The organism is Klebsiella sp. G-Nf4, assembly GCF_002810615.1.
Lineage (GTDB): Bacteria > Pseudomonadota > Gammaproteobacteria > Enterobacterales > Enterobacteriaceae > Klebsiella > Klebsiella variicola.
This window is the reverse complement of record NZ_PION01000001.1, coordinates 1,064,985-1,087,400: the sequence shown is the minus strand read 5'-3', so window position 1 is coordinate 1,087,400 and position 22,416 is coordinate 1,064,985. Positions and strand designations below refer to the sequence as shown.

Annotated in this window: 25 protein-coding genes; 12 read left to right on the top strand and 13 right to left on the bottom strand. The window is 56.6% G+C overall.

What is annotated here, in order from left to right; genetic code table 11:
- Positions 1-76: 76 nt before the first annotated feature.
- Positions 77-562, top strand: a complete 486-nt coding sequence (gene spy, locus CWM57_RS05335) for an ATP-independent periplasmic protein-refolding chaperone Spy (RefSeq protein ID WP_072096650.1) — start codon at positions 77-79, stop codon at positions 560-562.
- Between the two features lie 88 nt (positions 563-650).
- Here spy and cho read toward each other — a convergent pair whose 3' ends face one another.
- Together cho and nadE are read right to left on the bottom strand one after the other, a co-directional pair.
- Entirely contained in the window at positions 651-1,514 is an 864-nt protein-coding gene (cho, locus tag CWM57_RS05330; RefSeq protein WP_074386143.1) for an excinuclease Cho, read from the bottom strand.
- 98 nt (positions 1,515-1,612) lie between these two features.
- Entirely contained in the window at positions 1,613-2,440 is an 828-nt protein-coding gene (gene nadE, locus CWM57_RS05325; RefSeq protein ID WP_008807746.1) for an ammonia-dependent NAD(+) synthetase, read from the bottom strand.
- 282 nt (positions 2,441-2,722) lie between these two features.
- On the opposite strand from nadE, the gene osmE reads away from it, so the two are divergent.
- The 8 genes from osmE (at position 2,723) to chbG (ending at position 8,647) form a co-directional block, all read left to right on the top strand.
- Positions 2,723-3,061, top strand: a complete 339-nt coding sequence (osmE, locus tag CWM57_RS05320) for an osmotically-inducible lipoprotein OsmE (RefSeq protein ID WP_008807747.1) — start codon at positions 2,723-2,725, stop codon at positions 3,059-3,061.
- A 278-nt stretch (positions 3,062-3,339) separates the two neighbouring features.
- Positions 3,340-3,660, top strand: a complete 321-nt coding sequence (gene chbB, locus CWM57_RS05315; protein WP_002901547.1) for a PTS N,N'-diacetylchitobiose transporter subunit IIB — start codon at positions 3,340-3,342, stop codon at positions 3,658-3,660.
- A gap of 19 nt (positions 3,661-3,679) precedes the next feature.
- The gene (locus CWM57_RS27435; protein WP_165784142.1) at positions 3,680-3,796 is read left to right on the top strand and encodes a hypothetical protein; all 117 of its coding nucleotides are present in this window, start codon (positions 3,680-3,682) and stop codon (positions 3,794-3,796) included.
- 11 nt (positions 3,797-3,807) lie between these two features.
- A complete protein-coding gene (gene chbC, locus CWM57_RS05310) occupies positions 3,808-5,166 on the top strand; it encodes a PTS N,N'-diacetylchitobiose transporter subunit IIC (RefSeq protein ID WP_008807749.1) in 1,359 nt (452 codons plus the stop codon).
- Positions 5,167-5,219: 53 nt separating this feature from the next.
- Positions 5,220-5,567, top strand: coding sequence for a PTS N,N'-diacetylchitobiose transporter subunit IIA (gene chbA / locus CWM57_RS05305; protein WP_004179419.1), 348 nt, complete (start codon positions 5,220-5,222; stop codon positions 5,565-5,567).
- Between the two features lie 27 nt (positions 5,568-5,594).
- Positions 5,595-6,419, top strand: a complete 825-nt coding sequence (gene chbR / locus CWM57_RS05300) for a transcriptional regulator ChbR (protein WP_061154926.1) — start codon at positions 5,595-5,597, stop codon at positions 6,417-6,419.
- A gap of 110 nt (positions 6,420-6,529) precedes the next feature.
- A complete protein-coding gene (locus CWM57_RS05295; protein WP_008807751.1) occupies positions 6,530-7,876 on the top strand; it encodes a 6-phospho-beta-glucosidase in 1,347 nt (448 codons plus the stop codon).
- A gap of 12 nt (positions 7,877-7,888) precedes the next feature.
- Complete coding sequence (gene chbG / locus CWM57_RS05290; RefSeq protein WP_100632201.1) at positions 7,889-8,647, top strand: chitin disaccharide deacetylase; 759 nt, start codon at positions 7,889-7,891, stop codon at positions 8,645-8,647.
- A gap of 57 nt (positions 8,648-8,704) precedes the next feature.
- On the opposite strand, the gene katE is transcribed toward chbG, so the two are convergent.
- Positions 8,705-10,963, bottom strand: coding sequence for a catalase HPII (katE, locus tag CWM57_RS05285; protein WP_074386141.1), 2,259 nt, complete (start codon positions 10,961-10,963; stop codon positions 8,705-8,707).
- Positions 10,964-11,153: 190 nt separating this feature from the next.
- Here katE and cedA point away from each other — a divergent pair, with 190 nt between their 5' ends.
- Positions 11,154-11,408: a cell division activator CedA gene (gene cedA / locus CWM57_RS05280; protein ID WP_071839162.1), complete on the top strand. Its 255-nt coding sequence runs from the start codon at positions 11,154-11,156 to the stop codon at positions 11,406-11,408.
- Between the two features lie 57 nt (positions 11,409-11,465).
- Here the strand turns inward: cedA and CWM57_RS05275 are convergent, their stop codons facing one another.
- The 4 genes from CWM57_RS05275 to hxpB all read right to left on the bottom strand — a co-directional run bounded on the left by CWM57_RS05275 (position 11,466) and on the right by hxpB (position 15,254).
- On the bottom strand, positions 11,466-12,857 hold the full coding sequence (locus CWM57_RS05275; protein ID WP_061154921.1) for an L-cystine transporter: 1,392 nt from the start codon (positions 12,855-12,857) through the stop codon (positions 11,466-11,468).
- 135 nt (positions 12,858-12,992) lie between these two features.
- Positions 12,993-13,583 (bottom strand): metal-dependent hydrolase, encoded by a 591-nt coding sequence (locus CWM57_RS05270; RefSeq protein WP_002901611.1) that lies wholly within the window; start codon positions 13,581-13,583, stop codon positions 12,993-12,995.
- Between the two features lie 91 nt (positions 13,584-13,674).
- Positions 13,675-14,436 (bottom strand): 2-dehydro-3-deoxy-D-gluconate 5-dehydrogenase KduD, encoded by a 762-nt coding sequence (kduD, locus tag CWM57_RS05265; protein ID WP_032730134.1) that lies wholly within the window; start codon positions 14,434-14,436, stop codon positions 13,675-13,677.
- Positions 14,437-14,585: 149 nt separating this feature from the next.
- Positions 14,586-15,254, bottom strand: a complete 669-nt coding sequence (gene hxpB / locus CWM57_RS05260) for a hexitol phosphatase HxpB (protein ID WP_012968454.1) — start codon at positions 15,252-15,254, stop codon at positions 14,586-14,588.
- A 188-nt stretch (positions 15,255-15,442) separates the two neighbouring features.
- On the opposite strand from hxpB, the gene CWM57_RS05255 reads away from it, so the two are divergent.
- Positions 15,443-15,979 (top strand): YniB family protein, encoded by a 537-nt coding sequence (locus CWM57_RS05255; RefSeq protein ID WP_074386140.1) that lies wholly within the window; start codon positions 15,443-15,445, stop codon positions 15,977-15,979.
- Positions 15,980-16,008: 29 nt separating this feature from the next.
- Here the strand turns inward: CWM57_RS05255 and yciA are convergent, their stop codons facing one another.
- The 5 genes from yciA to CWM57_RS05230 all read right to left on the bottom strand — a co-directional run bounded on the left by yciA (position 16,009) and on the right by CWM57_RS05230 (position 20,738).
- On the bottom strand, positions 16,009-16,407 hold the full coding sequence (yciA, locus tag CWM57_RS05250) for an acyl-CoA thioester hydrolase YciA (protein WP_008807759.1): 399 nt from the start codon (positions 16,405-16,407) through the stop codon (positions 16,009-16,011).
- 99 nt (positions 16,408-16,506) lie between these two features.
- Complete coding sequence (locus tag CWM57_RS05245; protein WP_074386222.1) at positions 16,507-18,690, bottom strand: TonB-dependent siderophore receptor; 2,184 nt, start codon at positions 18,688-18,690, stop codon at positions 16,507-16,509.
- 271 nt (positions 18,691-18,961) lie between these two features.
- Entirely contained in the window at positions 18,962-19,501 is a 540-nt protein-coding gene (locus CWM57_RS05240; RefSeq protein ID WP_008807761.1) for a septation protein A, read from the bottom strand.
- Positions 19,502-19,555: 54 nt separating this feature from the next.
- Positions 19,556-20,299: a YciC family protein gene (locus tag CWM57_RS05235; RefSeq protein WP_100632202.1), complete on the bottom strand. Its 744-nt coding sequence runs from the start codon at positions 20,297-20,299 to the stop codon at positions 19,556-19,558.
- Positions 20,300-20,324: 25 nt separating this feature from the next.
- The gene (locus CWM57_RS05230) at positions 20,325-20,738 is read right to left on the bottom strand and encodes a YkgJ family cysteine cluster protein (RefSeq protein WP_061154919.1); all 414 of its coding nucleotides are present in this window, start codon (positions 20,736-20,738) and stop codon (positions 20,325-20,327) included.
- A 269-nt stretch (positions 20,739-21,007) separates the two neighbouring features.
- On the opposite strand from CWM57_RS05230, the gene ompW reads away from it, so the two are divergent.
- Positions 21,008-21,646 (top strand): outer membrane protein OmpW, encoded by a 639-nt coding sequence (gene ompW / locus CWM57_RS05225; RefSeq protein ID WP_012542066.1) that lies wholly within the window; start codon positions 21,008-21,010, stop codon positions 21,644-21,646.
- Positions 21,647-21,730: 84 nt separating this feature from the next.
- Here the strand turns inward: ompW and ybiX are convergent, their stop codons facing one another.
- Positions 21,731-22,408: a PKHD-type hydroxylase YbiX gene (gene ybiX / locus CWM57_RS05220; RefSeq protein ID WP_074386121.1), complete on the bottom strand. Its 678-nt coding sequence runs from the start codon at positions 22,406-22,408 to the stop codon at positions 21,731-21,733.
- Between the last annotated feature and the right edge of the window lie 8 nt (positions 22,409-22,416).

Below are 22,416 nucleotides of genomic sequence, written 5' to 3'. Positions count from 1 at the left end.
ATTGACGATTAACGTCGTAAAGTTAATCTCGTCAACACGGCAACGCGCCGTAAGAATAACGTAAAGTAAGGATTGAATGATGAAGAAACTCACTGCACTGTTTGTTGCCTCTACTCTGGCTCTGGGCGCGGCTAACCTGGCACACGCCGCCGATACCACCACCGCGCCGAGCGACAGTAAGCCGATGATGATGCATCATAAAGGCGGCCCGGGTCAGCATGACATGATGTTTAAAGGCCTGAACCTGACCGATGCGCAGAAACAACAGATCCGCGACATCATGAAGAGCCAGCGTGAGAACATGAAGCGTCCGTCCCTCGACGAACGCCGCGCGATGCACGAGCTGATCGCCAGCGACACCTTCGATAAGGCGAAAGCGGAAGCGCAGATCGATAAGATGGAAGCGCAGCATAAAGCGATGGCGCTGTCTCGCCTGGAAACGCAGAACAAGATCTACAACATTCTGACTCCAGAGCAGAAAAAACAGTTCAATGCTAATTTTGAGAAGCATCTGACAGAACGCAACGCGCCGGCAGGTAAAATGCCTGCACCTGCTGAATAATTTAGCGAACTGAATCAAGACCGCCGGTCTTGCCCAATAATGCCATCAGGCGTTGGGCAGGGCCGGCGGTTTTTTTATTGGTGGTTTCTCAGCCAAGCGGGTGCAGCGGATAGTGACCGCTGAGCAAAGGCTTACAGAGGATCTTGTAACCATCCTGGTCGAATCCGGCGGGCAGACGGGTCAACTCCGCGGCCTGGTCGAGCGAGTCGACGGCCCCCAGCCACAGCCAGTTATGAATGACGTGATACTGCGTCATATCCGGGCCGCGCTCCTCCAGCGCCACTGGCCCCGCCCACGGCCAGCACACCAGCTGCAGTTTACTCATCTGCGCCAGCAGGCGCTCGCTGTGCGCCTCCACGCTCTCCTTTCCACAGCAGGCGCCGGCGCAGCGGCCCAGCGCGGAGCGAAAGCAGGCGCGGCCGCGGCTGAGCGGTTCCAGACCAAGCAGGCCATAACAGAGGCGCTGTTCGTCGGCAAGGCTCTGCAGCATCTGCAGCGCCGCCCGCCGGTTGGCGAACAGGCCATAGAGATGCTGCTGGTGCGAGAAATCAACCTCGCGGGCATAGACAATCTGCGGCCGGTCGTCTGCAAGTAGCCAGGCGCAGAGCTGCTTGTTACGCCGTAGCCGCTTGTTAAACAGCGGCTGCTGCTCTTTAATCAGCCGCGCCTCCAGCAGCAGCGCTCCCAGCTCGCCTGCGGTGCGCTGCCAGGTGATACGCCGCGACTGACGCAGCATCGCGGCCTCTTCGGGCGTGCGCAGGTGGGATAACACGCGGCTGCGGAGGTTGACGCTCTTACCGATATAGAGCGGCATTGTGTCGCTGTCGCCGTGAAACTGATAGACACCCGGCAGCTTTGGCAGTGCCTCCAGCCACGGGCGAAGATGTTCGGGATATTCATAGATCGCCGCCGCTTCAAACTCCAGACGCGGGGCAGATTGCTTTCTGGCCACAATAACTCCTGATACTGTCTATCTATCCAGTATAGCAGGCGGTTTTTGCGGCGAAAAGCGCAAAAAATAACCCCGGCGCGGGCCGGGGCGGGGAGGGACTATTTTTTCCAGAAATCGTCAAAGACGGTGATCGGTGGCCGACGCTTGTGTTCGGTTTTCAGATACCAGCCTTCGATCGTTTTAGCGATACTGGGGTCCAGCGTTTTGCCTTCCAGATAATCGTCGATGTTCTCGTAGGTGACACCCAGCGCCACTTCATCTGGCAGGGAGGGGCGATCGTCTTCCAGGTCGGCGGTCGGCAGCTTCTTATACAGATGTTCCGGGCAGCCGAGATGGGCCAGCAGCTGTTTGCCCTGACGTTTGTTCAGGCGGAAAATTGGGTTGATGTCGGTGCCGCCGTCGCCATATTTGGTGAAGAAGCCGGTAATCGCTTCCGCCGCATGGTCGGTGCCGACCACCACCCCTTTGGTCATTCCGGCGATGCTGTACTGGGCCTTCATCCGCTCACGGGCTTTTTCGTTACCGCGAACAAAGTCGCTCAGTTCGATCCCCGCTTCGCGGAGCGCCTGTTCACTGGCCAGTACTGAGGCTTTGATATTCACCGTCAGCACCCGGTCAGGCTGGATAAAGGCGATGGCGTCCTGGCAGTCCTGCTCATCCGCCTGCACGCCATAGGGCAACCGAACGGCAATAAACTGCAGGCTGCTGTCGCCCGTTTCGGCACGCAGTTCATTAATCGCCATCTGGCACAGTTTCCCCGTCAGGGTGGAGTCCTGGCCGCCGCTGATACCCAGCACCAGCGATTTAATAAACGGGTAGGTCTGCAGGTAGGACTTCAGGAAATCGACACTGCGGCGGATCTCGCCGGCGACATCAATCTGCGGCTTTGCGCCCAGCGCCTGAATAATCTCTTGTTGTAGCGTCATCGCGCCCTCCGAAAGTGAATCTGTTTGGCAAGCTGTTGGCTTAAAGCTACCTCTTTGCCGCTGAAACGACAAGGACCGGGGTTTTGACTGCCGGAAAAGAAGGCAATCAATGACATAGGATTTCATTATAGATGCCACTGCGCGGGAGAAACCGCCGGTCGGCAGCGGCGCGTCAATCCTGTTTACGCAATAACACAATCAGACATGATTTCGCTGTTCGGCTTGAAAAATAACACTATTTATTCCAGGCTTATCGTTACACAGTAGAAAAGAGGAACCAAAATGAACAAAAGCTTAGCAGGAATACTGGGCGTCACCGTCGCGTTAACCTTACTGGCGGGCTGTACCGCTTACGATCGTACCAAAGACCAGTTTACCCAGCCGGTGGTGAAAGATGTGAAGAAAGGGATGTCGCGTCAGCAGGTGATGCAGATCGCTGGCAAACCTTCAACGGAAGTGACCATGGTTCATGCCCGCGGCACCTGCCAGACCTACATCCTCGGTCAACGGGATGGTAAAGTAGAGACCTACTTTGTGGCCCTCGACGACACCGGCCATGTGATTAACTCCGGCTACCAGACCTGCGCCGAGTATGATACTGACCCGCGCAACGCCAAGTAAGCTTCCTACTGTTTACTGAGCCCTACGTAAGCCCGACCACTGGTCGGGCTTTTTTGTGAGTACTGATGCTTATTTAATTGCGCGAATTATTTGGGTGAAAATGTGAGGGTAGTCAAAACCAGAGGTCAATGAGAGACAATTCTGTTCAACAGCGAATTATCCTGGCGGCTCAGCTTGCCGTATACTCAACCCATAAACAGAATTAACCGGATGTTACCAGTCTTACCGGCTCTCAGCGGTTACTGAAGGCCCTGGTCTCACACATTGAGGAAGCGTTCATGGAAAAGAAACACATTTATCTCTTCTGCTCGGCAGGCATGTCTACATCACTGCTGGTCTCCAAAATGCGGGCGCAGGCGGAAAAATACGAAGTCCCGGTCATTATTGAAGCTTATCCTGAAACCCTCGCGGGTGAAAAGGGACCGGAAGCCGACGTGGTATTATTAGGGCCACAAATTGCGTATATGTTACCGGAAATTCAGCGCCTGCTGCCGAATAAACCGGTAGAAGTCATCGATTCTCTTCTGTATGGCAAGGTGGATGGTTTAGGTGTATTGAAAGCCGCCGTCGCGGCCATTAAGAAAGCTGCAGCACAATAATTTTAACTTTTAAAACTCGATGTATTTTGACGCCTGGTGGCACCCTGTTGCCGGACGTCAAAAAATAAAGAGTTTATTTTCCCGTCAAAGAATAATTTCATACATCATCGCCGTAATAGTTTATTGCGGCTTTTAAGGGTATTGACTATGAGTAAAGTGATCGACTCGCTTGAAAAGGTACTCCTTCCTTTTGCAGTGAAAATAGGAAAGCAGCCGCATATTAATGCGATTAAAAACGGATTTATTAAATTAATGCCGTTGACCCTCGCCGGGGCCATGTTTGTATTAATTAACAACGTTTTTCTGAGCTTCGGCGAAGGCTCTTTCTTTTATTCTATGGGCATTCGACTGGATGCCTCCACCATTGAAACCTTAAACGGCTTTAAGGCTATCGGCGGGAACGTCTATAACGGTACCCTCGGCATTATGTCGCTGATGGCGCCGTTCTTTATCGGCTCCGCGCTGGCGGAAGAGCGCAAAGTCGACCCGATGGCCGCGGGCCTGCTGGCGGTGGCGGCCTTCATGACCGTGACCCCGTATAGCGTGGGTGAAGCCTATGCGGTGGGCGCCAACTGGCTGGGCGGGCAGAACATCATCTCCGGGATGATTATCGGTCTGGTTGTCGCGGAACTGTTCACCTTCGTGATCCGTCGTAACTGGGTGATCAGACTGCCGGACAGCGTGCCAGGGTCAGTATCGCGCTCTTTCTCCGCGCTGATCCCGGGCTTTTTGATCCTCTCCATCTTCGGCATTATCTCGTGGGCCCTGTCGAGCTACGGCAGCAACTTCCACCAGATCATCATGGACTCTATCTCCACGCCGCTGGCGGCGATGGGCAGCGTAGTCGGCTGGGCATACGTAATCTTTAACTCCCTGCTGTGGTTCTTCGGCGTGCACGGTTCCCTGGCGCTGACGGCGCTGGATAACGGCATCATGACCCCGTGGGCGCTGGAAAACATCGCGCTGTATAACCAGTACGGCTCTGTTGATGCGGCTATCGAAGCAGGCAAACAGTTCCACTTCTGGGCCAAGCCGATGCTCGACTCCTACATCCTGCTGGGTGGCTCCGGGGCAACGTTGGGTCTGATTATCGCCATCTTTATCGCTTCCCGCCGTGCTGACCATCGTCAGGTTGCGAAGCTGGCGTTGCCGTCAGGCATCTTCCAGATTAACGAACCGATTCTGTTTGGTCTGCCGATCATCATGAACCCGGTGATGTTTATCCCCTTCGTGCTGGTCCAGCCGATTCTGGCAGCCATTACGCTGGCGGCTTATAGCCTGGGGATTATCCCTCCGGTGACCAACCTGGCGCCGTGGACCATGCCGACCGGTCTGGGAGCGTTCTTTAACAGTAACGGCAGCGTGGCCGCCCTGCTGGTGGCTCTGTTCAACCTTGGCGTCGCGACTCTGGTCTACCTGCCGTTTGTGGTGCTGTCGAATAAAGCGCAGACCGTCATCGAGCAGGAAGAGAGCGAAGAAGACATCGCTAACGCACTGAAATTCTGATACCGCGCGGTACGGGCAATGTCCCGTACCGCCTGATAAATGAGGGAAATATTATGTTTGATCTGGACAACATCGACGCGGTAGAAACCCCGGAAAATGACCTCGAAGAGGTGGTGATGGGGTTGATTATCAACTCCGGACAGGCCCGCAGCCTGGCCTATGCCGCCCTGAAGCAGGCGAAGCAGGGCGATTTTGCCGCGGCGAAAGCGATGATGGAGCAGTCGCGTCAGGCGCTGAGCGAGGCGCATCGTGTGCAGACCCAGCTTATCGAAAGCGACGAGGGCGAAGGCAAAATGAAGGTCAGCCTGGTGCTGGTCCATGCTCAGGACCATCTGATGACCTCGATGCTGGCCCGCGAGCTGGTCGCCGAATTGATTGAGCTGCACGAGAAGGTACAATAGGCCATCGCGACGATGAGGCAGCCCAGGATGATGACCACCGAGATCAGTACCGCCAGAGAACAACAGCTGTTCAACGGGAAGAACTTTCATGTGGTCATCTATAACAAAACGGAAAGCGTGAGCGGGCTTCACCAGCATGATTACTACGAATTTACCGTGGTATTAACCGGGCGCTATTACCAGGAGATCAATGGCAAACGGGTGCTGCTGGAGCGCGGGGATTTCGTCTTTATCCCGATGGGTTCGCACCACCAGAGCTTTTACGAATTTGGGGCGACGCGCATCCTTAACGTCGGCATCAGCAGACGCTTCTTTGAGAAACATTATCTGCCGCTGCTGCCGTTTGGCCTGGTGGCGTCACAGGTTTACGCCGTGCAGAGCGCTTTTCTCGGCTACGTTGAGTCGGTCATCGCCTCACTCAATTTTCGCGAAACGGAATTTGACGAATTTATCGAGCTGGTTTCCTTTTATGTCATTAACCGTTTACGCCACTATCGCGAAGAGCCGGTTGCCGATGTTATTCCGCAATGGTTAAAAAATACCGTTGAGGCTATGCACGATAAACTGAAGTTCGGTGAGGGCGCGCTCGAGAATATGGTTCAGCTTTCGGGGAAAACGCAGGAATATTTAACCCGGGCAACCCAGCGCTATTATGGTAAAACGCCGATGCAGATAATTAACGATATCCGTATCAACTTTGCTAAAAAGCAGCTGGAAATTACCAACTATTCGGTGACGGATATTGCGTATGAATCAGGCTACAGTAGCCCGAGCCTGTTTATTAAAACCTTTAAAAAACTGACGTCGTTTACGCCGAGCAGTTATCGCAAACATTTGACCAGTATTAATTAAACCCGCGCGGTTTTAGCCGCCCGGTTTATACCGTAAATCATTCAAGTTAACTGTCCGCATTGTTGCGGAGAGCGGCCTGCGTCCAGGCGTAGCGCCCAAGGGAGAAAAAGATGAGCCAGAAATTAAAAGTAGTCACTATTGGCGGCGGCAGCAGCTATACCCCGGAATTACTGGAAGGCTTTCTGAAACGTTACCATGAACTGCCGGTCACTGAACTGTGGCTGGTGGACGTGGAAGAGGGCCAGGAGAAGCTTGATATTATCCATGCGCTGTGCGAGCGGATGGTGGAAAAAGCCGGCGTGCCGATGAAGGTCTATAAAACGCTGGATCGTCGTGCGGCGCTGCAGGGCGCGGATTTTGTCACCACCCAGCTGCGCGTGGGCCAGCTGAAGGCACGTGAAAAAGATGAGCGTATTCCGCTGAGCCACGGCTACCTGGGCCAGGAGACCAACGGGGCGGGCGGGCTGTTTAAAGGGCTGCGCACCATCCCGGTGATTTTCGATATTGTGAAAGATGTGCAGGAGATTTGCCCGGACGCGTGGATCATCAACTTCACCAACCCGGCGGGCATGGTCACCGAGGCAGTCTATCGCCACACCAGTTTCAAACGCTTTATCGGCGTGTGCAACATTCCTATCGGCATGAAGATGTTCATCACCGACGTGCTGCAGCTGAGCCCGAGCGATGAGCTGAATATCGACTTGTTCGGTCTGAATCATCTGGTGTTCGTCCGCGACGTGCTGGTTAACGGCGTCTCGCGCTTCGATGAACTGCTGGACGGCGTGGCCTCTGGCCGCCTGACCGCGAACTCGGTGAAAAATATCTTCGACCTGCCGTTTAGCGAGGGGCTGATCCGCTCCCTGCGCCTGATCCCGTGCTCCTATCTGCTCTACTACTTTAAGCCAAAAGAGATGCTGGCGATTGAGATGGGCGAGTACTATAAGGGCGGCGCGCGCGCTCAGGTGGTGCAGAAGGTGGAGAAACAGCTGTTTGAGCTGTATAAAAATCCGGATCTCAAGGTCAAGCCGAAGGAGCTGGAGCAGCGCGGCGGCGCCTATTACTCCGATGCCGCTTGCGAAGTGATCAACGCTATCTATAACGACAAGCAGACTGAGCACTATGTGAATATCCCGCATCATGGCCATGTCGATAATATCCCGGCGGACTGGGCGGTCGAGATGAGCTGCACCTTAGGTCGCGACGGCGCGAAGCCGACGCCGCGCATCACCCATTTCGATGAGAAGGTACTGGGGCTTATCTACACCATCAAGGGGTTCGAAGTGGCGGCCAGCCAGGCGGCGATCAGCGGCGAGTTGAATGACGTGCTGCTGGCGCTGAACTTAAGCCCTCTGATCCATTCCGATCGTGACGCCGAGCAGCTGGCGCGGGAGATGATTCTGGCCCATGAGAAATGGCTGCCGAACTTTGCGGCGACTATCGAAAAACTGAAATCTTAACAGGAGCGGCCAATGGAACGCGTATTGATCGTCAATGCCGACGACTTCGGCCTCAGTAAAGGGCAGAACTACGGCATTATCGAGGCCTGCCGCAACGGCGTGGTGACATCGACCACGGCGCTGGTCAACGGCGCGGCCATTGACCACGCCGCCCAGCTAAGCCGCAGTACCCCGGAGCTGGCGGTCGGCATGCACTTTGTGCTGACGCTGGGCGAGCCGCTGTCGGCCATGCCGGGATTAACCCGCGAAGGCCGGCTGGGCAAATGGATCTGGCAGCAGGCAGAAGAAGGTCGCCTGCCGCTGGAGGAGATCGCCCACGAGCTGGCGTGTCAGTACCGTCGTTTTGTCGATCTCTTTGGTCATGAGCCGACGCATCTCGACAGCCACCACCATGTGCATATGATCGCCCAAATCTATCCCATCGTGGCGGCCTTTGCCCGCGAGAAGGGTATCGCGTTACGTATTGACCGCCAGGTGGCGGCGCAGAGTGGGCTCGATCAACAGGCGGCGCGCAGCAGCGCAGGCTTCAGCAGCGAGTTTTACGGCGAAGCCGTCTCTGAGGAACTGTTTCTGCAGACGCTGGATGCCTCAATGGCCCGCGGGGAGCGTTCCCTGGAGGTGATGTGTCATCCGGCTTTTGTCGATCAGACCATTATGGGCAGCGCCTACTGCTACCCGCGGCTGGGTGAGCTTGATGTGCTGACGTCAGCCTCGTTGAAAGCGGCGGTGGTTGATCGGGGTTATCGCCTGGGAACCTACCGCGACGTCTAAGCCCGAGGGTGGAAAGGGAAAGTGAATCAAGCCCGGCACCGTGTGCCGGGCTTTTTACTACGCCGGAATAGAGGCGATTTTTGGACTTCTCGACCATACGCGATGCGCCGTCATCAGGGCGAGCAGTGTGTCCGCCGCTGGCGTGTCGAGAGCATCGGTGACGATGACCCCCTCTTCACCCTGGGCTGGGACCTGCAAAACGGACGTCAGCTGTCGCGCATCCCCTGCCAGCAGGATCGGCTTCAGATGCTTATAGGCTTCCAGCAGGTAATAGCGCGCGTCGCCGCTCTGGCTCAGGGCGCTGAGGTCGCCGCCAGGCACCACCACAGCATCCACCGTCAGCGATGGGGAACCGGCGAAGGTGCCGGCGATCGGCACGGGAGATCCGTCGTCGGCGATGACCTCGCCCATCCGCGAGTAGAGCAGCTTGCTGTGCACGCCCTGGGCCTGCAGCGCCTGCAGAAGATGGACCAGATCCTGCGCCGAGGTGCATTCGTTGAGCAGGACGGCCACTACGCGACCTTTCACATCCCCTTCGGCGTCGGCGTAGAGGCTGAGGCTGGGGTCTTTCTCCACGCCATTGACCGGGGAGGGCAGGGTAATGTTGCGCTGATCGTCGCTCAGTTCGATACCTAAATTCGCCCCGACCGCTTCCGCCAGTTTAGTATCAATATGGGCCAGATGATCGACCACCCGCTCGCGGATCCAGGTGCGGACCACTTTGCTGAGTTCGAAGCTGAAACCATCGATAATATGCTGCTGCTCAATCGGCGTCTGGCTCAACCAGAACAGACGCGGCTGGGCGTAATATTCGCCGAACGAAGGACTGCGCTGGCGGATTTTTTCGCCGTCGACGCGCTCGGCGAGGGACTCAAAGCCGCCGCGTTTGGCCGCTGGCGGCGTCTCGCGCGGCCAGTTGTCGTTAATGGAGTTGGGCTCGTAGTTGGCCGGATTGGTGTCAATGTCCATCCGGTGCATCCCGTCGCGCTGGAAATTGTGATACGGGCAGGTTGGACGGTTGATGGGGATTTCATGGAAGTTCGGCCCACCCAGGCGGCTAATTTGCGTATCGGTGTAAGAGAAGAGGCGCCCCTGTAGCAGCGGATCGTTGCTGAAATCAATGCCCGGTACGATATGCCCGGGATGAAAGGCCGCCTGTTCGTTTTCGGCAAAGAAGTTGTCCGGATTGCGATTGAGAACCATCTTGCCAACCCGTAAGACCGGCACCAGCGCCTCGGGGATCAGCTTGGTGGGATCGAGCAGATCGAAGTCAAAATCAAACTCGTTCTCCTCGGGGATGAGCTGCAGGCCAAGCTCAAATTCCGGGTAGTCCCCGGCTTCGATGGCCTCCCACAGGTCGCGGCGATGAAAATCGGGGTCGCGACCGGTCAGCTTCTGCGCTTCATCCCACACCAGCGACGCCTTGCCGGCCACCGGTTTCCAGTGGAAGCGGACGAAAGTGGCTTTGCCTTCGGCGTTGATCAGGCGGAAGGTGTGGATCCCAAAGCCTTCCATGGTGCGGTAGCTGCGCGGGATGCCGCGATCCGACATCGCCCACATCACATTGTGCAGCGTTTCCGGTTGCAGGGAGACATAGTCCCAGAAAGTATCGTGGGCGCTTTGCCCCTGCGGGATAGCCCAGTGGGGCTCAGGCTTCACGGCGTGGACGAAGTCGGGAAATTTCAGCGCGTCCTGGATAAAAAAGACCGGGGTATTGTTGCCGACCAGGTCGAATATCCCCTCGTCGGTGTAAAACTTGGTGGCGAAACCACGAATATCGCGGACGGTATCCGCCGATCCTGCGCCACCCTGCACGGTGGAGAAGCGCACAAAAACCGGGGTGATCTTATCGGCTGCCGAGAGAAAATCGGCTTTGGTCAACGCCGCCAGGCTTTTGTAGGGCTGGAAGTAACCGTGGGCCGCTGAGCCGCGGGCATGAACGATACGCTCAGGAATACGCTCATGGTCAAAGTGGGTGATCTTCTCCCGCAGAATGAAATCTTCCAGCAGCGTTGGGCCGCGGGCGCCGGCGCGTAGCGAATTCTGATCGTCGGCAATACGTACGCCCTGGTTGGTGGTCAGCGGAAAGTCTTCTCCGCCTTTACGCTGCGGCTCAAGGGCGTCAAGTTTGCTGCTGTGGGTTTCCGGTGCTTTCAGGCTGCCGGGGGCGGTCGGTTCGGCGCCTGGGGCGGTGGGTTTCGGCGTGGGTCGCCACTCCCGGTCATCCGGCGCCAGCGAGTCGAGACCCGGTTTCGCTTCCTCGCTGTCGTGGACCGGTGCCTGCTGGTGGTGAGGGTTTGGGTGCTTATCAGACATTACTCGTCTCCTGCTTTCATTGCTAAAAGTGGTCGTTGATAAACCAAAACCCTTCTAACTATAGAACATTACGCTGCCTGCGCCCGGCGCAGGGGCATGGAGTTATCCTAAAATGCGCATCGGCGGCAGGGGGGCGACGAACGGGTCCACAATCGGCTATGATAGAGGTTTCTGTTTCCCGCTCTGTTTAGTGAATCCATTTGTTATGAAATCATTGCGCCAACAAAATCGCCCTGTCATTAGCTACGTGCCGCGCGTGGAGCCTGCGCCCCCGGAACATGCCGTGAAAATGGACCATTTTCGCGATGTCTGGATTTTGCGCGGGAAGTATGTCGCCTTTCTGCTGATGGGGGAGCATTTTCGCCGCTCACCGGCGTTCAGCGTGCCGGAGTCGGCCCAGCGCTGGGCTAACCAGGTGCGTCAGGAAGGTGAGATTGAAGCCTGAGTCTGCTGCAGAAATAAAAAAACCGCTGATAATCAGCGGTTTTTTTGTGCTTACCGTTTAGCGATGCGCCAGTTCGGCCTCTTCTTCGCTATCGAAAATCGACTTGTCGGTCTGGCGCAGCCACTGGCTGGTCAGGGTCCCGGCGGTCATTGAGCCGTTAACGTTCAGCGCGGTACGCCCCATGTCGATCAGCGGTTCGACGGAGATCAGCAGCGCTACCAGGGTCACCGGCAGGCCCATCGCCGGCAGGACGATCAGCGCGGCGAAGGTGGCCCCGCCGCCCACCCCGGCGACGCCCGCCGAGCTGACGGTGACGATGCCCACGAGGGTGGCAATCCACATCGGATCCAGTGGGTTGATGCCCACGGTCGGCGCGACCATGACCGCCAGCATGGCCGGGTAGATACCGGCGCAGCCGTTCTGGCCGATGGTGGCGCCAAAGGAGGCGGAGAAGCTGGCAATTGACTCCGGCACGCCCAGGCGTCGGGTCTGGGCTTCCACGTTCAGCGGAATCGACGCGGCGCTGGAGCGGCTGGTGAAGGCGAAGGTGATCACCGGCCAGACTTTACGGAAGTACTTCAGCGGGCTGACGCCGTTAATCGCCAGCAGCAGGCCGTGGACAACAAACATAATGCCCAGCGCAATGTACGAAGCCACCACGAAGCCACCAAGTTTGATGATGTCCTGCAGATTCGACCCGGCAACCACTTTGGTCATCAGGGCCAGTACGCCGTAAGGAGTCAGCTGCATCACCAGACGAACCAGCTTCATCACCCAGCCCTGCAGGGTATCGATGGCCGTCAGCACGCGCTGGCCTTTTTCCACATCCTCTTTCAGCAGCTTAAGCGCCGCGACGCCGAGGAACGCTGAGAAAATGACGATGCTGATGATGGAGGTTGGGTTAGCCCCGGTCAGGTCAGCAAACGGGTTCTTCGGCACAAAGGAAAGGATCAGCTGCGGTACGCTAAGATCGGCCACTTTCCCCACATAGTTGCTCTGGATGGCGTTCAGACGGGCGGTTTCTGCGCTGCCCTGGACCAGACCCTCGGCGGTGAGGCCGAACATATTGGTCACCAGCACGCCAACCAGCGCGGCGATAAGCGTGGTGAACAGCAGAGTGCCTATGCTCAGGAAGCTGATTTTTCCCAGCTGAGAGGCATTATGCAGCCGGGCCACCGCGCTCAGGATCGAGGCGAAGACCAACGGCATCACAATCATTTGCAGCAGCTGGACATAGCCATTACCGACGATATTGAACCACTGGATGGAATCCTTCAGCACCTGGCTGTCAGACCCGTAGATCAGCTGCAGCGCGAGACCGAAGACCACGCCAATGGCCAGACCAACCAGCACTTTCCTGGCCAGGCTCCACTGTTTATGGCGAGTTTGCCCCAGCGCAAACAGTAATACGGCGAACACGACTACGTTCGCTATTAATGGAAAGTTCATCCCCGTTCTCCTGATATTTTTATAACCTGGGCTGGTCGATAACCAGCTCTTATGACGGCAAGGTTAGCAGAAGGCGTTATCAAGGACTTATATTCAAATGGAATGGGTTATAACCAAATTGCGTTTTCCGGCGGTTTATCGGCCACTCTGGTGACTAATAAAGCGATTGAAGGTGATTTGCAGGGAATTGATCACCCCGGAAGACCAGCGTATCGCGCTGTTGTCCGCCAGCGTCTGCGGCATCCAGACGGCATAGACGAACAGCGCCATGCATAAAGCGCGTTCCAGTTGGTTACCCTTGCGCGGTGCGAGGATCGGCAGCCGGAAGCGCCAGCGGCAGGGCCACAGCAGCGGCACCCCGGCGGGGGTGAGCATATCGGCGAGGATGTGGCTGAGATAGCCCAGCACCAGGCCCTGGAGGGCGTCCGCCGGGACAATCCAGCTGTCAGGCACTTTCAGATAGAACAGCGTCAGCGCGCCAAAGACGGCCAGCAGGCTGTGGGTAAAGCCGCGGTGGCCAAAGGCCCGTGCCACGGGCTTTGAGATCCAGCTCAGCCGCTGGCCGAGAAACGACTTAGGGTGATCGATATCCGGCAGCAGGCAGGTCAATACCGCAGAGGGCACAATATGCCACCAGTCGCCCTGCGCCAGCACCGGCGTTAACTCTGCGTTTTTGGCAAATACTGCGCAGGCGATTGAAAAGAAGAGATGGCCTTCCGCCGTCATGATAACACACCCTAAACTGTCGATTCATACAGTATAGGGTTTTTATACAGTGTACGGAAGAGGTGACGGTGTAACTCTTTGTCACAAATTCTCAGCGTGCCAGCCATCCGCCATCGACGGCCAGCGTATAGCCGTTAATATAGTCGGCGGCGGCCGAGGCGAGAAACACCACCGGCCCCTGCAGGTCTTTGGGTTCTCCCCAGCGACCGGCGGGAATGCGCTCGAGGATCGCCTGGTTACGTTCTTCATCTTCGCGCAGCGCCTGGGTGTTATTGGTAGCCATATATCCTGGCGCAATGGCGTTGACGTTGATGCGCTGGCCGGCCCATTCGTTGGCCAGCAGGCGGGTCAAACCCAGCACGCCGCTTTTCGAGGCGGTGTAGGAGGGGACGCGGATCCCGCCCTGAAACGAGAGCATCGAGGCGATGTTAATGATTTTGCCGCCATCGCCCTGGCGAATGAACTGCCTGGCGACCGCCTGGCTGAGAAAGAAAACCGCTTTGAGATTCAGATCGATCACCGCATCCCAGTCACTTTCCGTGAAGGTCAGGGCATCATGGCGGCGGATAATCCCGGCGTTATTGACCAGAATATCGACCCGACCCATCGCCGCGACCGCCTGGTCGACCAGCACGCTCATCTCATCCTGAAGGCTGAGATCCGCCTGAATGGCGTGAAAGCGGCGACCCAGCGCCTGAACCTGTGCCGCCGTGTCATGGGGAATTTTACGGTTGATGCCGACGATATCGCACCCGGCCTGCGCCAGGCCCAGCGTCATTCCCTGTCCCAGTCCGGTATCGCAACCGGTCACGATGGCGACCTTACCCGTCAGGTCGAAGGCGTTCAGTACCATATTCACCTCTGTCAGCTGATCTTCAGGCGTACGATGACGCCACCTGTGACCAGCATAGAGGCAGGAAAACAAAATTACAATTAAAATGAAACGATGTTTTGATTTTATTGCCGGCGGCGTGACAGCGATCGCGTCACCCGCCAGCGGCCTTACCCGAGCAGGGCTTCGGCGGTCAGGGCCTGCAGTGACGGGAGCTTGACGTCCGCCAGCACGAAGCGCGGGTCGCGGCTGTTCTCCGCTTCCGGTACCACGATAGCGCGCATGCGCGCGGCTTTGCTGGCGATCATGCCGTTGACCGAATCCTCCAGCGCGACGCAGCGCTGCGGGTCGACTCCCAGGGCAGCGGCGCAGTTGAGGTATACCTGCGGGTGCGGTTTGCTCCAGGGCAGATGTTCCGCGGAGGCGAGCGCATCAAACTGGTCGCGCAGTTCGAACATGTTGAGCACTTTCTCCAGCATCACCAGCGGCGAGGCCGAGGCCAGCCCTACCTTTAAGCCCTGAGCTTTACACAGGGCCACTGCCTCGCGTACGCCCGGTAGCAGCGGGCGTGAGGCTTCCACCAGCTCGATGGCGCGACGGATAATGCGCGCGGTGGCTTCTGCGCGATCGACGCCGTGCCACGGCTGCTGCGCGTACCACAGATCCACCACCAGGTCGATTCGCAGACCAAGCAGGTCGGGCAGTTCATCGCGGCGGCGGGTATCCACTCCCAGGCTTTCCATGACCTCGACCTCCGCCTGATCCCAGAGCGGCTCAGAGTCAATCAGCAACCCGTCCATATCAAAAATCGCGGCCTCAATGCGGCGCTTCGCTGACATATGTCCTTCTCCTGTTGCGTAATCAGATAAACGAATCGGCATTCATGGTATATCATACCGCGCGTTATTGGGCGAAATTCGCCGTGGAAGATAGACTTATACCCGACACATTCGGGTAAGCGAGGAGCGCCTGCGCCACGCAACAGGCGGCGGGCGAATCACCAACGCGTCTTTAACAAGGGGAACTCATGACGTACCAACAAGCTGGACGCATAGCGGTTATCAAACGCATTTTGGGATGGATCATCTTTATTCCCGCCGTGCTGTCGACGCTGATTTCTGTGCTCAAATTTATGTATGAGCACAGTGAAAAGAAACCCGGCATTGACGCGGTAATGATGGATTTTGCGCATGTCATGATTGAGATGATGCGCTTTAACACGCCGTTCCTGAACTTTTTCTGGTACAACTCGCCGCTGCCGGATTTCCACCACAGCCTGAACATCGGCTTCTGGATCATCTTCATTCTGGTGTTTGTCGGCATGGCGCTGCAGGCCTCCGGCGCGCGGATGGCAAGGCAGGCGAAATTTCTTCGCGAGGGGATTGAGGATCAGCTGATCCTCGAGCAGGCCAAAGGCGCAGAAGGGTTATCCCGTGAGCAGCTCGCTGAGCGGATCGTGGTACCGCGCCATACCATCCTTGTGCAATATTTCCCGCTGTATGTGCTGCCGGTGATCGTGATTATTATCGGTTACTTCTTCTTCTCGCTGCTGGGCTTTCTGTAAGCCAGGTGCCCGGTTAGCCGGGCGCCATCTTATTCTGCCGGCAGAGCCCGCGGTTTACCCTGATTATCGACGGCAACGTAGATAAACAGCGCTTCCGTCGCCTTATAGCGCTGGCCAATCGGTTCAGAAGAGACTTTTTTCACCCACACTTCGATGTTAATCGTCACCGAGGTGTTGCCGCGCTTCACACAGCGGGCGTAGCAGCACACCACGTCGCCGACGGCCACCGGGCGTAAAAAGGTCATCCCATCCACGCGCACGGTCACCACGCGACCCTGAGCGATCTCTTTGGCCATGATGGCGCCCCCGATATCCATCTGCGACATCAGCCAGCCGCCAAAAATATCCCCGTTGGCATTGGTATCCGCCGGCATTGCCAGGGTGCGTAAAACCATTTCGCCCTTCGGGGCAAGATCTGTAGTTGTCATGCTCTACTCTGTTGTGGTCAAAGACGATCAGCGGGATGCTACTATGAAAACGGGGCGGTGAGAATAGGGGAAAGCGCCCGCTGAGGCGGGCGCGGCACTTCAGAAGGAGAGGGTAACGCCGGCGTAATACGCGCGGCCAGGCTCATTGTAGGTCGAGGCGCCGGCGTTTTCGCGATACAGTTGCTTATCAAACAGATTACTTATTCCAGCGTTCAGGCGAATATCCCGGTTTAGCTGATACTGGGTACCGATCCCCACGATGGAATAGGCACCTATCTCGGTGGTGGCAAGGGTCCCGGTTTCGTTGCGAATTTCCGCATACTGACGCGGCTTCTGACGGCCATAAAGCGTCCAGTTCACATTCGCAGACAGGGCATCGTTTACCTGCCAGTCGAGCATCGTGTTAACGGTATATTTCGGGATAACCGACAGCGGATTGCCTGTCTCTTTACTTTCTGATTTGAGCATCCAGGTGGCATTGGTCCGCCAGCTTAGGACATCTCTCAGCACCGGGATCAGCAGATTTCCTTCCAGCCCCTCGACCACGGCTTTGCCGCCGTTCTGCCACTGCAGAATATTATTGCCGCTGGAGGTATAGCCCAGCACCTCGGTTCCGGAGACGATTTTGTTTTTGTAATCGTTGCGGAACCAGGTGACCCCGGCAGCGTAACCATTCAGGTTGAATTCGATACCGATCTCTTTGTTAATACTGATCTCCGGATCGAGGTCAGGGTTGCCCAGCAGATAGCAGCTGCCTTCAGCGATAGTGTTCGGACAACCGTTGCCGCGGGTGGAGAGCAAATAGCCTTCACTGGATTGATAGAGGTTAGGCGCTTTAAACACGCGCGCGATACCGGCCTTCAGCGTGAACATATCGCTCAGCGCCTGAGACAGATTGAGGCTTGGGCTCCAGTTGCTGCCAAACTGATTATGATAATCGAAGCGGATGCCGGGGATCAGGTTGGTGCCAGGCACGGCTTCGATATTATCTTCCAGATAGATACCGGTGAGGGTGGCGCTGTTTTTGGTACTACGTTGCGTAGGGTCGCCCGAGGTCCCAGGGATAGTCTCGCCGTTGCTGTTAGTGGCCTGCATTGATGCCGGGTCGTCGAGCTGGTCATGGTTCCATTCCATTCCCAGCGTCAGCGTCTGGTCCGCCAGCCAGAAGAAAGGCACATTGAATTCCGAGGTAGTACGCCAGGATTCCAGACGGCTGGTGGCATAATCCTCACTGTTGATCATGCCCTCGACGCGGCCGGTGGAGCCTTCCTGCAGGCGGGTATTGTTGGTTTTCTCGTAGTAAACACCGGCTTTGGACTGGCCCCAATCCCATAGACCGTTGTAGGTCAGTCCCCAGGACTGGCGATAGAGGCGATTAGTTTCGTGGCCGTACAGGGAGTCCACCAGCCCGTTCGGGCTAAGATTGCCGTTGCTGTACTGGGTATCACCAGCATAGATATTCCCCTGACGGCTATAGGCGTAGCTGAAATCGAGGATCTGTTGCGGGGTCATTTTCCATGACAGCAAGGCGTTAATATCTTTATTGCGTACCCCTTCGCGCCCCGCAGCGTAAGAGCCGTTTTGCGCATGGTTAATATCCCAGGCGTCGGGTTCCGTTTTATTGATATTGCCATACAGGCGCATCGTCAGCGCCTCGCCGGCGAGTGGGCCGCTGAGATTGAAGTTAGCGCGATTGGTCGTGCCTTCCTTGTTGTTTTCCGGCTGGTTGGTAAAGAAAGACAGCGAACCGTGCCAGTTGTTGGTCGGGCGTTTGGTAATGATATTGACCACTCCGCCCGCCGCGCCGGAACCATAGCGCGCGGCTGCCGGACCGCGGAGAACTTCAATCCGTTCGACCATCTCTGCAGGTACCCAGTTGCTGTCGCCCCGGGTATCGCGTTCACCGCGCCAGCTATAGCGAACCGCGTTACGTGACGTGACTGGTACCCCATCTATCAGGATCAGCGTGTTCTCCGGCCCCATGCCGCGGATATCAATCTGGCGGTTGTTGCCCCGACTGCCGCTGGCGCTGTTGCCGGTCAAGTTCACCCCGGGCATTTTACGGATGATGTCTGAGAGATCGTTGACCGGTGGCTGCTTAGCAATATCATCTGCCGTGATAATCGACACCCCGGGCTGTTGCTTAAGCACCTCTTCCGCCGTACTGCGCACAATCATCGTTTCGGTATCTTGTTCTGATTCTTCAGCAAAGGCGTTAGGGGCGAGGAGACTGGATATGACCAGCGCCAGGGTCGTGGGGACAGAATATTGCGGCGATCTCATGTAAATATCCTTTTCAAAGCAATGCAAAATGAGATCGAGAATATTAATGATAACCATTATCATTACAATGTAACGAGATGAATCTCCATAAAATCCTCACAATTACCGCAACTTTTTATGCAGTTGAGAGAAATCGTGAAGAGAGTCTGCACAGTGTGGCCGGGAAGCTGTCAGCGTATGCGCTGAGGTTGTGTGGTTGCAGGGAATGTTTGCCAGCGCAGTGAGATTATAGGGGGCGAGCGCGGCGCGCGATGGCGCGCCGGCGGAGGGGTTAGTGGTGGTCGTCCTGCGGCATATGGCGGTAGATGTAGATCCCGCTCAGCAGGGTAAAGACCAGTGTGAGGGCGGTTAAGCCAAAGACCTTGAAGTTCACCCAGATATTCTGCGGCAGCCAGAAGGCGATATAGATATTGGCCAGCCCGCAAAGGATAAAGAACACCGCCCAGGCCAGGTTAAGCCGCGACCAGACCTGCTGAGGCAGGGCCAGCTCTTTGCCCAGCATGCGCTGGATCAACGGCTTTTTCATCACCCACTGGCTGAACAGCAGTGCGCCGGCGAACAGGGCATAAATCACCGTCACCTTCCATTTAATAAACTCATCATTGTGGAAGAAGAGGGTTAATCCGCCGAAGACGGCCACCAGCACAAAGGTGATCAGCGCCATTTTTTCGACTTTACGGTAGCGTACCCAGCTGTAGATCAGCACGATAGCGGTCGCGACGATCAGCGCGGTAGTGGCGGCGTAGATATCGTAAAGCTTATAGAAGGCAAAGAAGACCACCAGCGGTAAAAAATCCAGAAACTGCTTCATACATCGATCCCGTCTTTCAGGACGGACCGGGGAAGACCCCGATCCTGGTTAAGATTAGTTGCGGATAAGCATATACACGCGGAATAAATAGATCAGCAACAGGGCGGATATCAGGTTGCTGATGGTATTGATGACCACCGCGCCGATGTTTGGCGTCAGGACAGCAAAGCTGGAAGCGAACAGTAACAGCAGAGTTTTCGCCACCAGCCAGCCAATGATAGCCGGCGCCACCAGCCGCAGATTGGCCCACGCCAGGCGCATGCTGCTGCGCATGGCGCTGAGGATACCCATTTTGTCCTGCACCAGCATGATCGGCGCAAAGGCCAGTACGATGGCCAGTAGCACGCCGGGTACCAGTACCAGCATCATCCCCATCTGCACCAGGAAGGTCGTGAAGAGGATCAACAGCAGCAGCTTCGGCAGCACCGGGGCTGAGGCGCCGATGGCGCGCAGGGCGCTAACGCGATGACCGGCAGAGACCAGCTGGATCAGCAGCAGAATGCCGCCGGCGAGGATCGCATTGCCCACCAGACCCGAGAAGGTAGATGCCGCCGAGGCGCGCAGCAGGATCTGCTGTTGCTCCGGCGTCATGTTCTGCACCAGTTCGAACAGGCCGGCGCTACCGGCGAGGTTGTCGCCTTCGCTGAGTATCGACAGCTGCTCGTCACTGGGTGAAAAGGCATGGCCAAGTACTACCGTAATAAACGCGCACAACAGCGCAATCAGCAAAATGGTAATGAACTGATTACGAAAAAAATTCCCGGTGTCACGGTAGACGGACTTCGCCGTGATAGACATGCATTCTCCTTGAGTGTTGCAGGTGTTAACTAGCCGGCGATTGTACCGCAAATCGTTCCGTCGTAGCACTCTCTGCACCATTCAGGGCAGGTATATCTTTGTAAAGAGGAATCAATGGCGGTAGGCCATAGCGCGCCCGCGCCCGGTTGCAGGCGTCATTTTCCTCACCATTCTCACCGGACATGGTGAATTCACGGCACGGGGAGGGACGGTTTTCATAAATAGTGCAGTGGACGGCGTCACCGATGTCGCCTGACAGCGCCGCGCAGCGGCTCTGTCGCTGGTTGGTGCCGCTCATGCAGCGCAGGAAAGGGGTCAGCGGCTCGGTCAGCGCGGAAGGCACCAGGCCACCCGCATCGTCGGCTTCCGCCCAGTAGAAAGAGACACGAAAATACGCACAACAGGCACCGCACGTCATGCACGGGTTGATTTCACTCATAATTACACCTGAAAAAAACGCATCAACACAGATTGTCGGCAGTTAACTTATCCAGCCGCTTCAGCGGCGGCAAGAGGGGCAGAAATATTTTTTTTCGCGAAAAGTGAAAATTGATGTGAGAAGGATTCAGGGTATTGCGATCGGTATCAAAAATTAATCTGGATCAATAAATGTTAAATCTAAGGTTTTAGTGTGATCTAAAACAGATCAAACGTAACTCGTTATAGGTATATTTGGCCGCGCTGAAAAACCATAATGAGGAAGTGGATATGAAGAAGTTAGCAGCGGCGGCATTAATTCTAAGCACGCTTTCCACCGGCAGCGTCTGGGCGCATGAGGCGGGTGAATTTTTCATTCGTGCCGGGACCGCCACCGTCCGACCGACGGAGGGCTCTGACAATGTGTTAGGCAGCCTTGGCAGTTTCAACGTCAGTAACAACACCCAGCTGGGTTTAACCTTTACCTATATGGCGACCGATAACATCGGCGTGGAACTGCTGGCGGCAACGCCGTTCCGCCATAAGGTCGGTACCGGGCCAACCGGGACTATCGCCACCGTCCATCAGTTGCCACCCACCCTGATGGCGCAGTGGTACTTTGGCGATGCACAAAGCAAGGTGCGCCCGTATGTGGGGGCTGGTATTAACTACACCACCTTCTTTAATGAAGACTTTAACGATACCGGCAAGGCGGCCGGGCTTTCCGATCTGAGCCTGAAGGACTCCTGGGGCGCGGCGGGGCAGGTTGGCCTCGATTATCTGATTAACCGTGACTGGCTGCTGAATATGTCGGTGTGGTACATGGATATCGATACCGATGTGAAATTCAAAGCCGGCGGCGTGGACCAGAAAGTCAGCACCCGCCTGGATCCGTGGGTGTTTATGTTCTCTGCGGGTTATCGGTTTTAAATCCTGCTGAAAACTGGCCAACGGATGGCCAGTTCATTGTCACGTCACATCTGTCTGCCGCAAGCCTTCGCCATCGATAGCGGATCACACTTCCGTCCACTGGCGCAGCAGGTTGTGATACATGTTGAGCAGGGAGAGGACCTCTTCTCCGTCGCCAAAGCGGGCCTTCAGAGACTGGATGGTGCGGTCCAGGTCGTAAAGCATCGCGCGCTGCTTATCGTCGCGGACCATCGACTGGATCCACAGGAAAGAGGCCTGACGTACGCCGCGGGTCACCGGGGTGACGCAGTGCAGGCTGCTGGCGGGATAGAGCACCAGATGCCCGGCCGGGAGCTTCACCCGGTGCTGGCCATAGGTGTCTTCAATCACCAGTTCACCGCCCTCATAGCTCTCCGGATCGCAAAGAAACAGCGTCGCTGACAGGTCAGTACGCATCCAGCCCGCCTCGCCGTTCTGGCGAACGGCGCCATCGACATGAAAACCGTAGGTCTCTCCTGGCCCATAGCGGTTAAACAACGGTGCGGAAATCGTCCGCGGCAGCGCGGCGGAAAAAAACTGCGGATGGCCGTGCAGCATGTCGAGCACAGTGGCCTGCAGGCGGGCATACAGCGGCGTTCGGGTATCGATCTGCTGGTTCTGTTTGACGGCCGCCCCCTGGCTGCCCACCGTAACCCGCCCGTCGACCCAGTCGGCCTGCGCCAGCTGACGGGTAAATTCCGCCACCTGGTCTGCCGAAAGCACGTCAGGAATGTGATACATCATCGCGGTGT

Coding starts and splice junctions, on each gene's coding strand:
- spy (WP_072096650.1), top strand. CDS start 77: ATGATGAAGAAACTCACTGCACTGTTTGTTGCCTCTACTCTGGCTCTG.
- nadE (WP_008807746.1), bottom strand. CDS start 2,440: ATGACGCTACAACAAGAGATTATTCAGGCGCTGGGCGCAAAGCCGCAG.
- osmE (WP_008807747.1), top strand. CDS start 2,723: ATGAACAAAAGCTTAGCAGGAATACTGGGCGTCACCGTCGCGTTAACC.
- chbB (WP_002901547.1), top strand. CDS start 3,340: ATGGAAAAGAAACACATTTATCTCTTCTGCTCGGCAGGCATGTCTACA.
- CWM57_RS27435 (WP_165784142.1), top strand. CDS start 3,680: ATGTATTTTGACGCCTGGTGGCACCCTGTTGCCGGACGTCAAAAAATA.
- chbC (WP_008807749.1), top strand. CDS start 3,808: ATGAGTAAAGTGATCGACTCGCTTGAAAAGGTACTCCTTCCTTTTGCA.
- chbA (WP_004179419.1), top strand. CDS start 5,220: ATGTTTGATCTGGACAACATCGACGCGGTAGAAACCCCGGAAAATGAC.
- chbR (WP_061154926.1), top strand. CDS start 5,595: ATGATGACCACCGAGATCAGTACCGCCAGAGAACAACAGCTGTTCAAC.
- CWM57_RS05295 (WP_008807751.1), top strand. CDS start 6,530: ATGAGCCAGAAATTAAAAGTAGTCACTATTGGCGGCGGCAGCAGCTAT.
- chbG (WP_100632201.1), top strand. CDS start 7,889: ATGGAACGCGTATTGATCGTCAATGCCGACGACTTCGGCCTCAGTAAA.
- katE (WP_074386141.1), bottom strand. CDS start 10,963: ATGTCTGATAAGCACCCAAACCCTCACCACCAGCAGGCACCGGTCCAC.
- CWM57_RS05275 (WP_061154921.1), bottom strand. CDS start 12,857: ATGAACTTTCCATTAATAGCGAACGTAGTCGTGTTCGCCGTATTACTG.
- CWM57_RS05270 (WP_002901611.1), bottom strand. CDS start 13,583: ATGACGGCGGAAGGCCATCTCTTCTTTTCAATCGCCTGCGCAGTATTT.
- kduD (WP_032730134.1), bottom strand. CDS start 14,436: ATGGTACTGAACGCCTTCGACCTGACGGGTAAGGTCGCCATCGTGACC.
- hxpB (WP_012968454.1), bottom strand. CDS start 15,254: ATGTCAGCGAAGCGCCGCATTGAGGCCGCGATTTTTGATATGGACGGG.
- CWM57_RS05255 (WP_074386140.1), top strand. CDS start 15,443: ATGACGTACCAACAAGCTGGACGCATAGCGGTTATCAAACGCATTTTG.
- yciA (WP_008807759.1), bottom strand. CDS start 16,407: ATGACAACTACAGATCTTGCCCCGAAGGGCGAAATGGTTTTACGCACC.
- CWM57_RS05245 (WP_074386222.1), bottom strand. CDS start 18,690: ATGAGATCGCCGCAATATTCTGTCCCCACGACCCTGGCGCTGGTCATA.
- CWM57_RS05240 (WP_008807761.1), bottom strand. CDS start 19,501: ATGAAGCAGTTTCTGGATTTTTTACCGCTGGTGGTCTTCTTTGCCTTC.
- CWM57_RS05235 (WP_100632202.1), bottom strand. CDS start 20,299: ATGTCTATCACGGCGAAGTCCGTCTACCGTGACACCGGGAATTTTTTT.
- CWM57_RS05230 (WP_061154919.1), bottom strand. CDS start 20,738: ATGAGTGAAATCAACCCGTGCATGACGTGCGGTGCCTGTTGTGCGTAT.
- ompW (WP_012542066.1), top strand. CDS start 21,008: ATGAAGAAGTTAGCAGCGGCGGCATTAATTCTAAGCACGCTTTCCACC.
- ybiX (WP_074386121.1), bottom strand. CDS start 22,408: ATGATGTATCACATTCCTGACGTGCTTTCGGCAGACCAGGTGGCGGAA.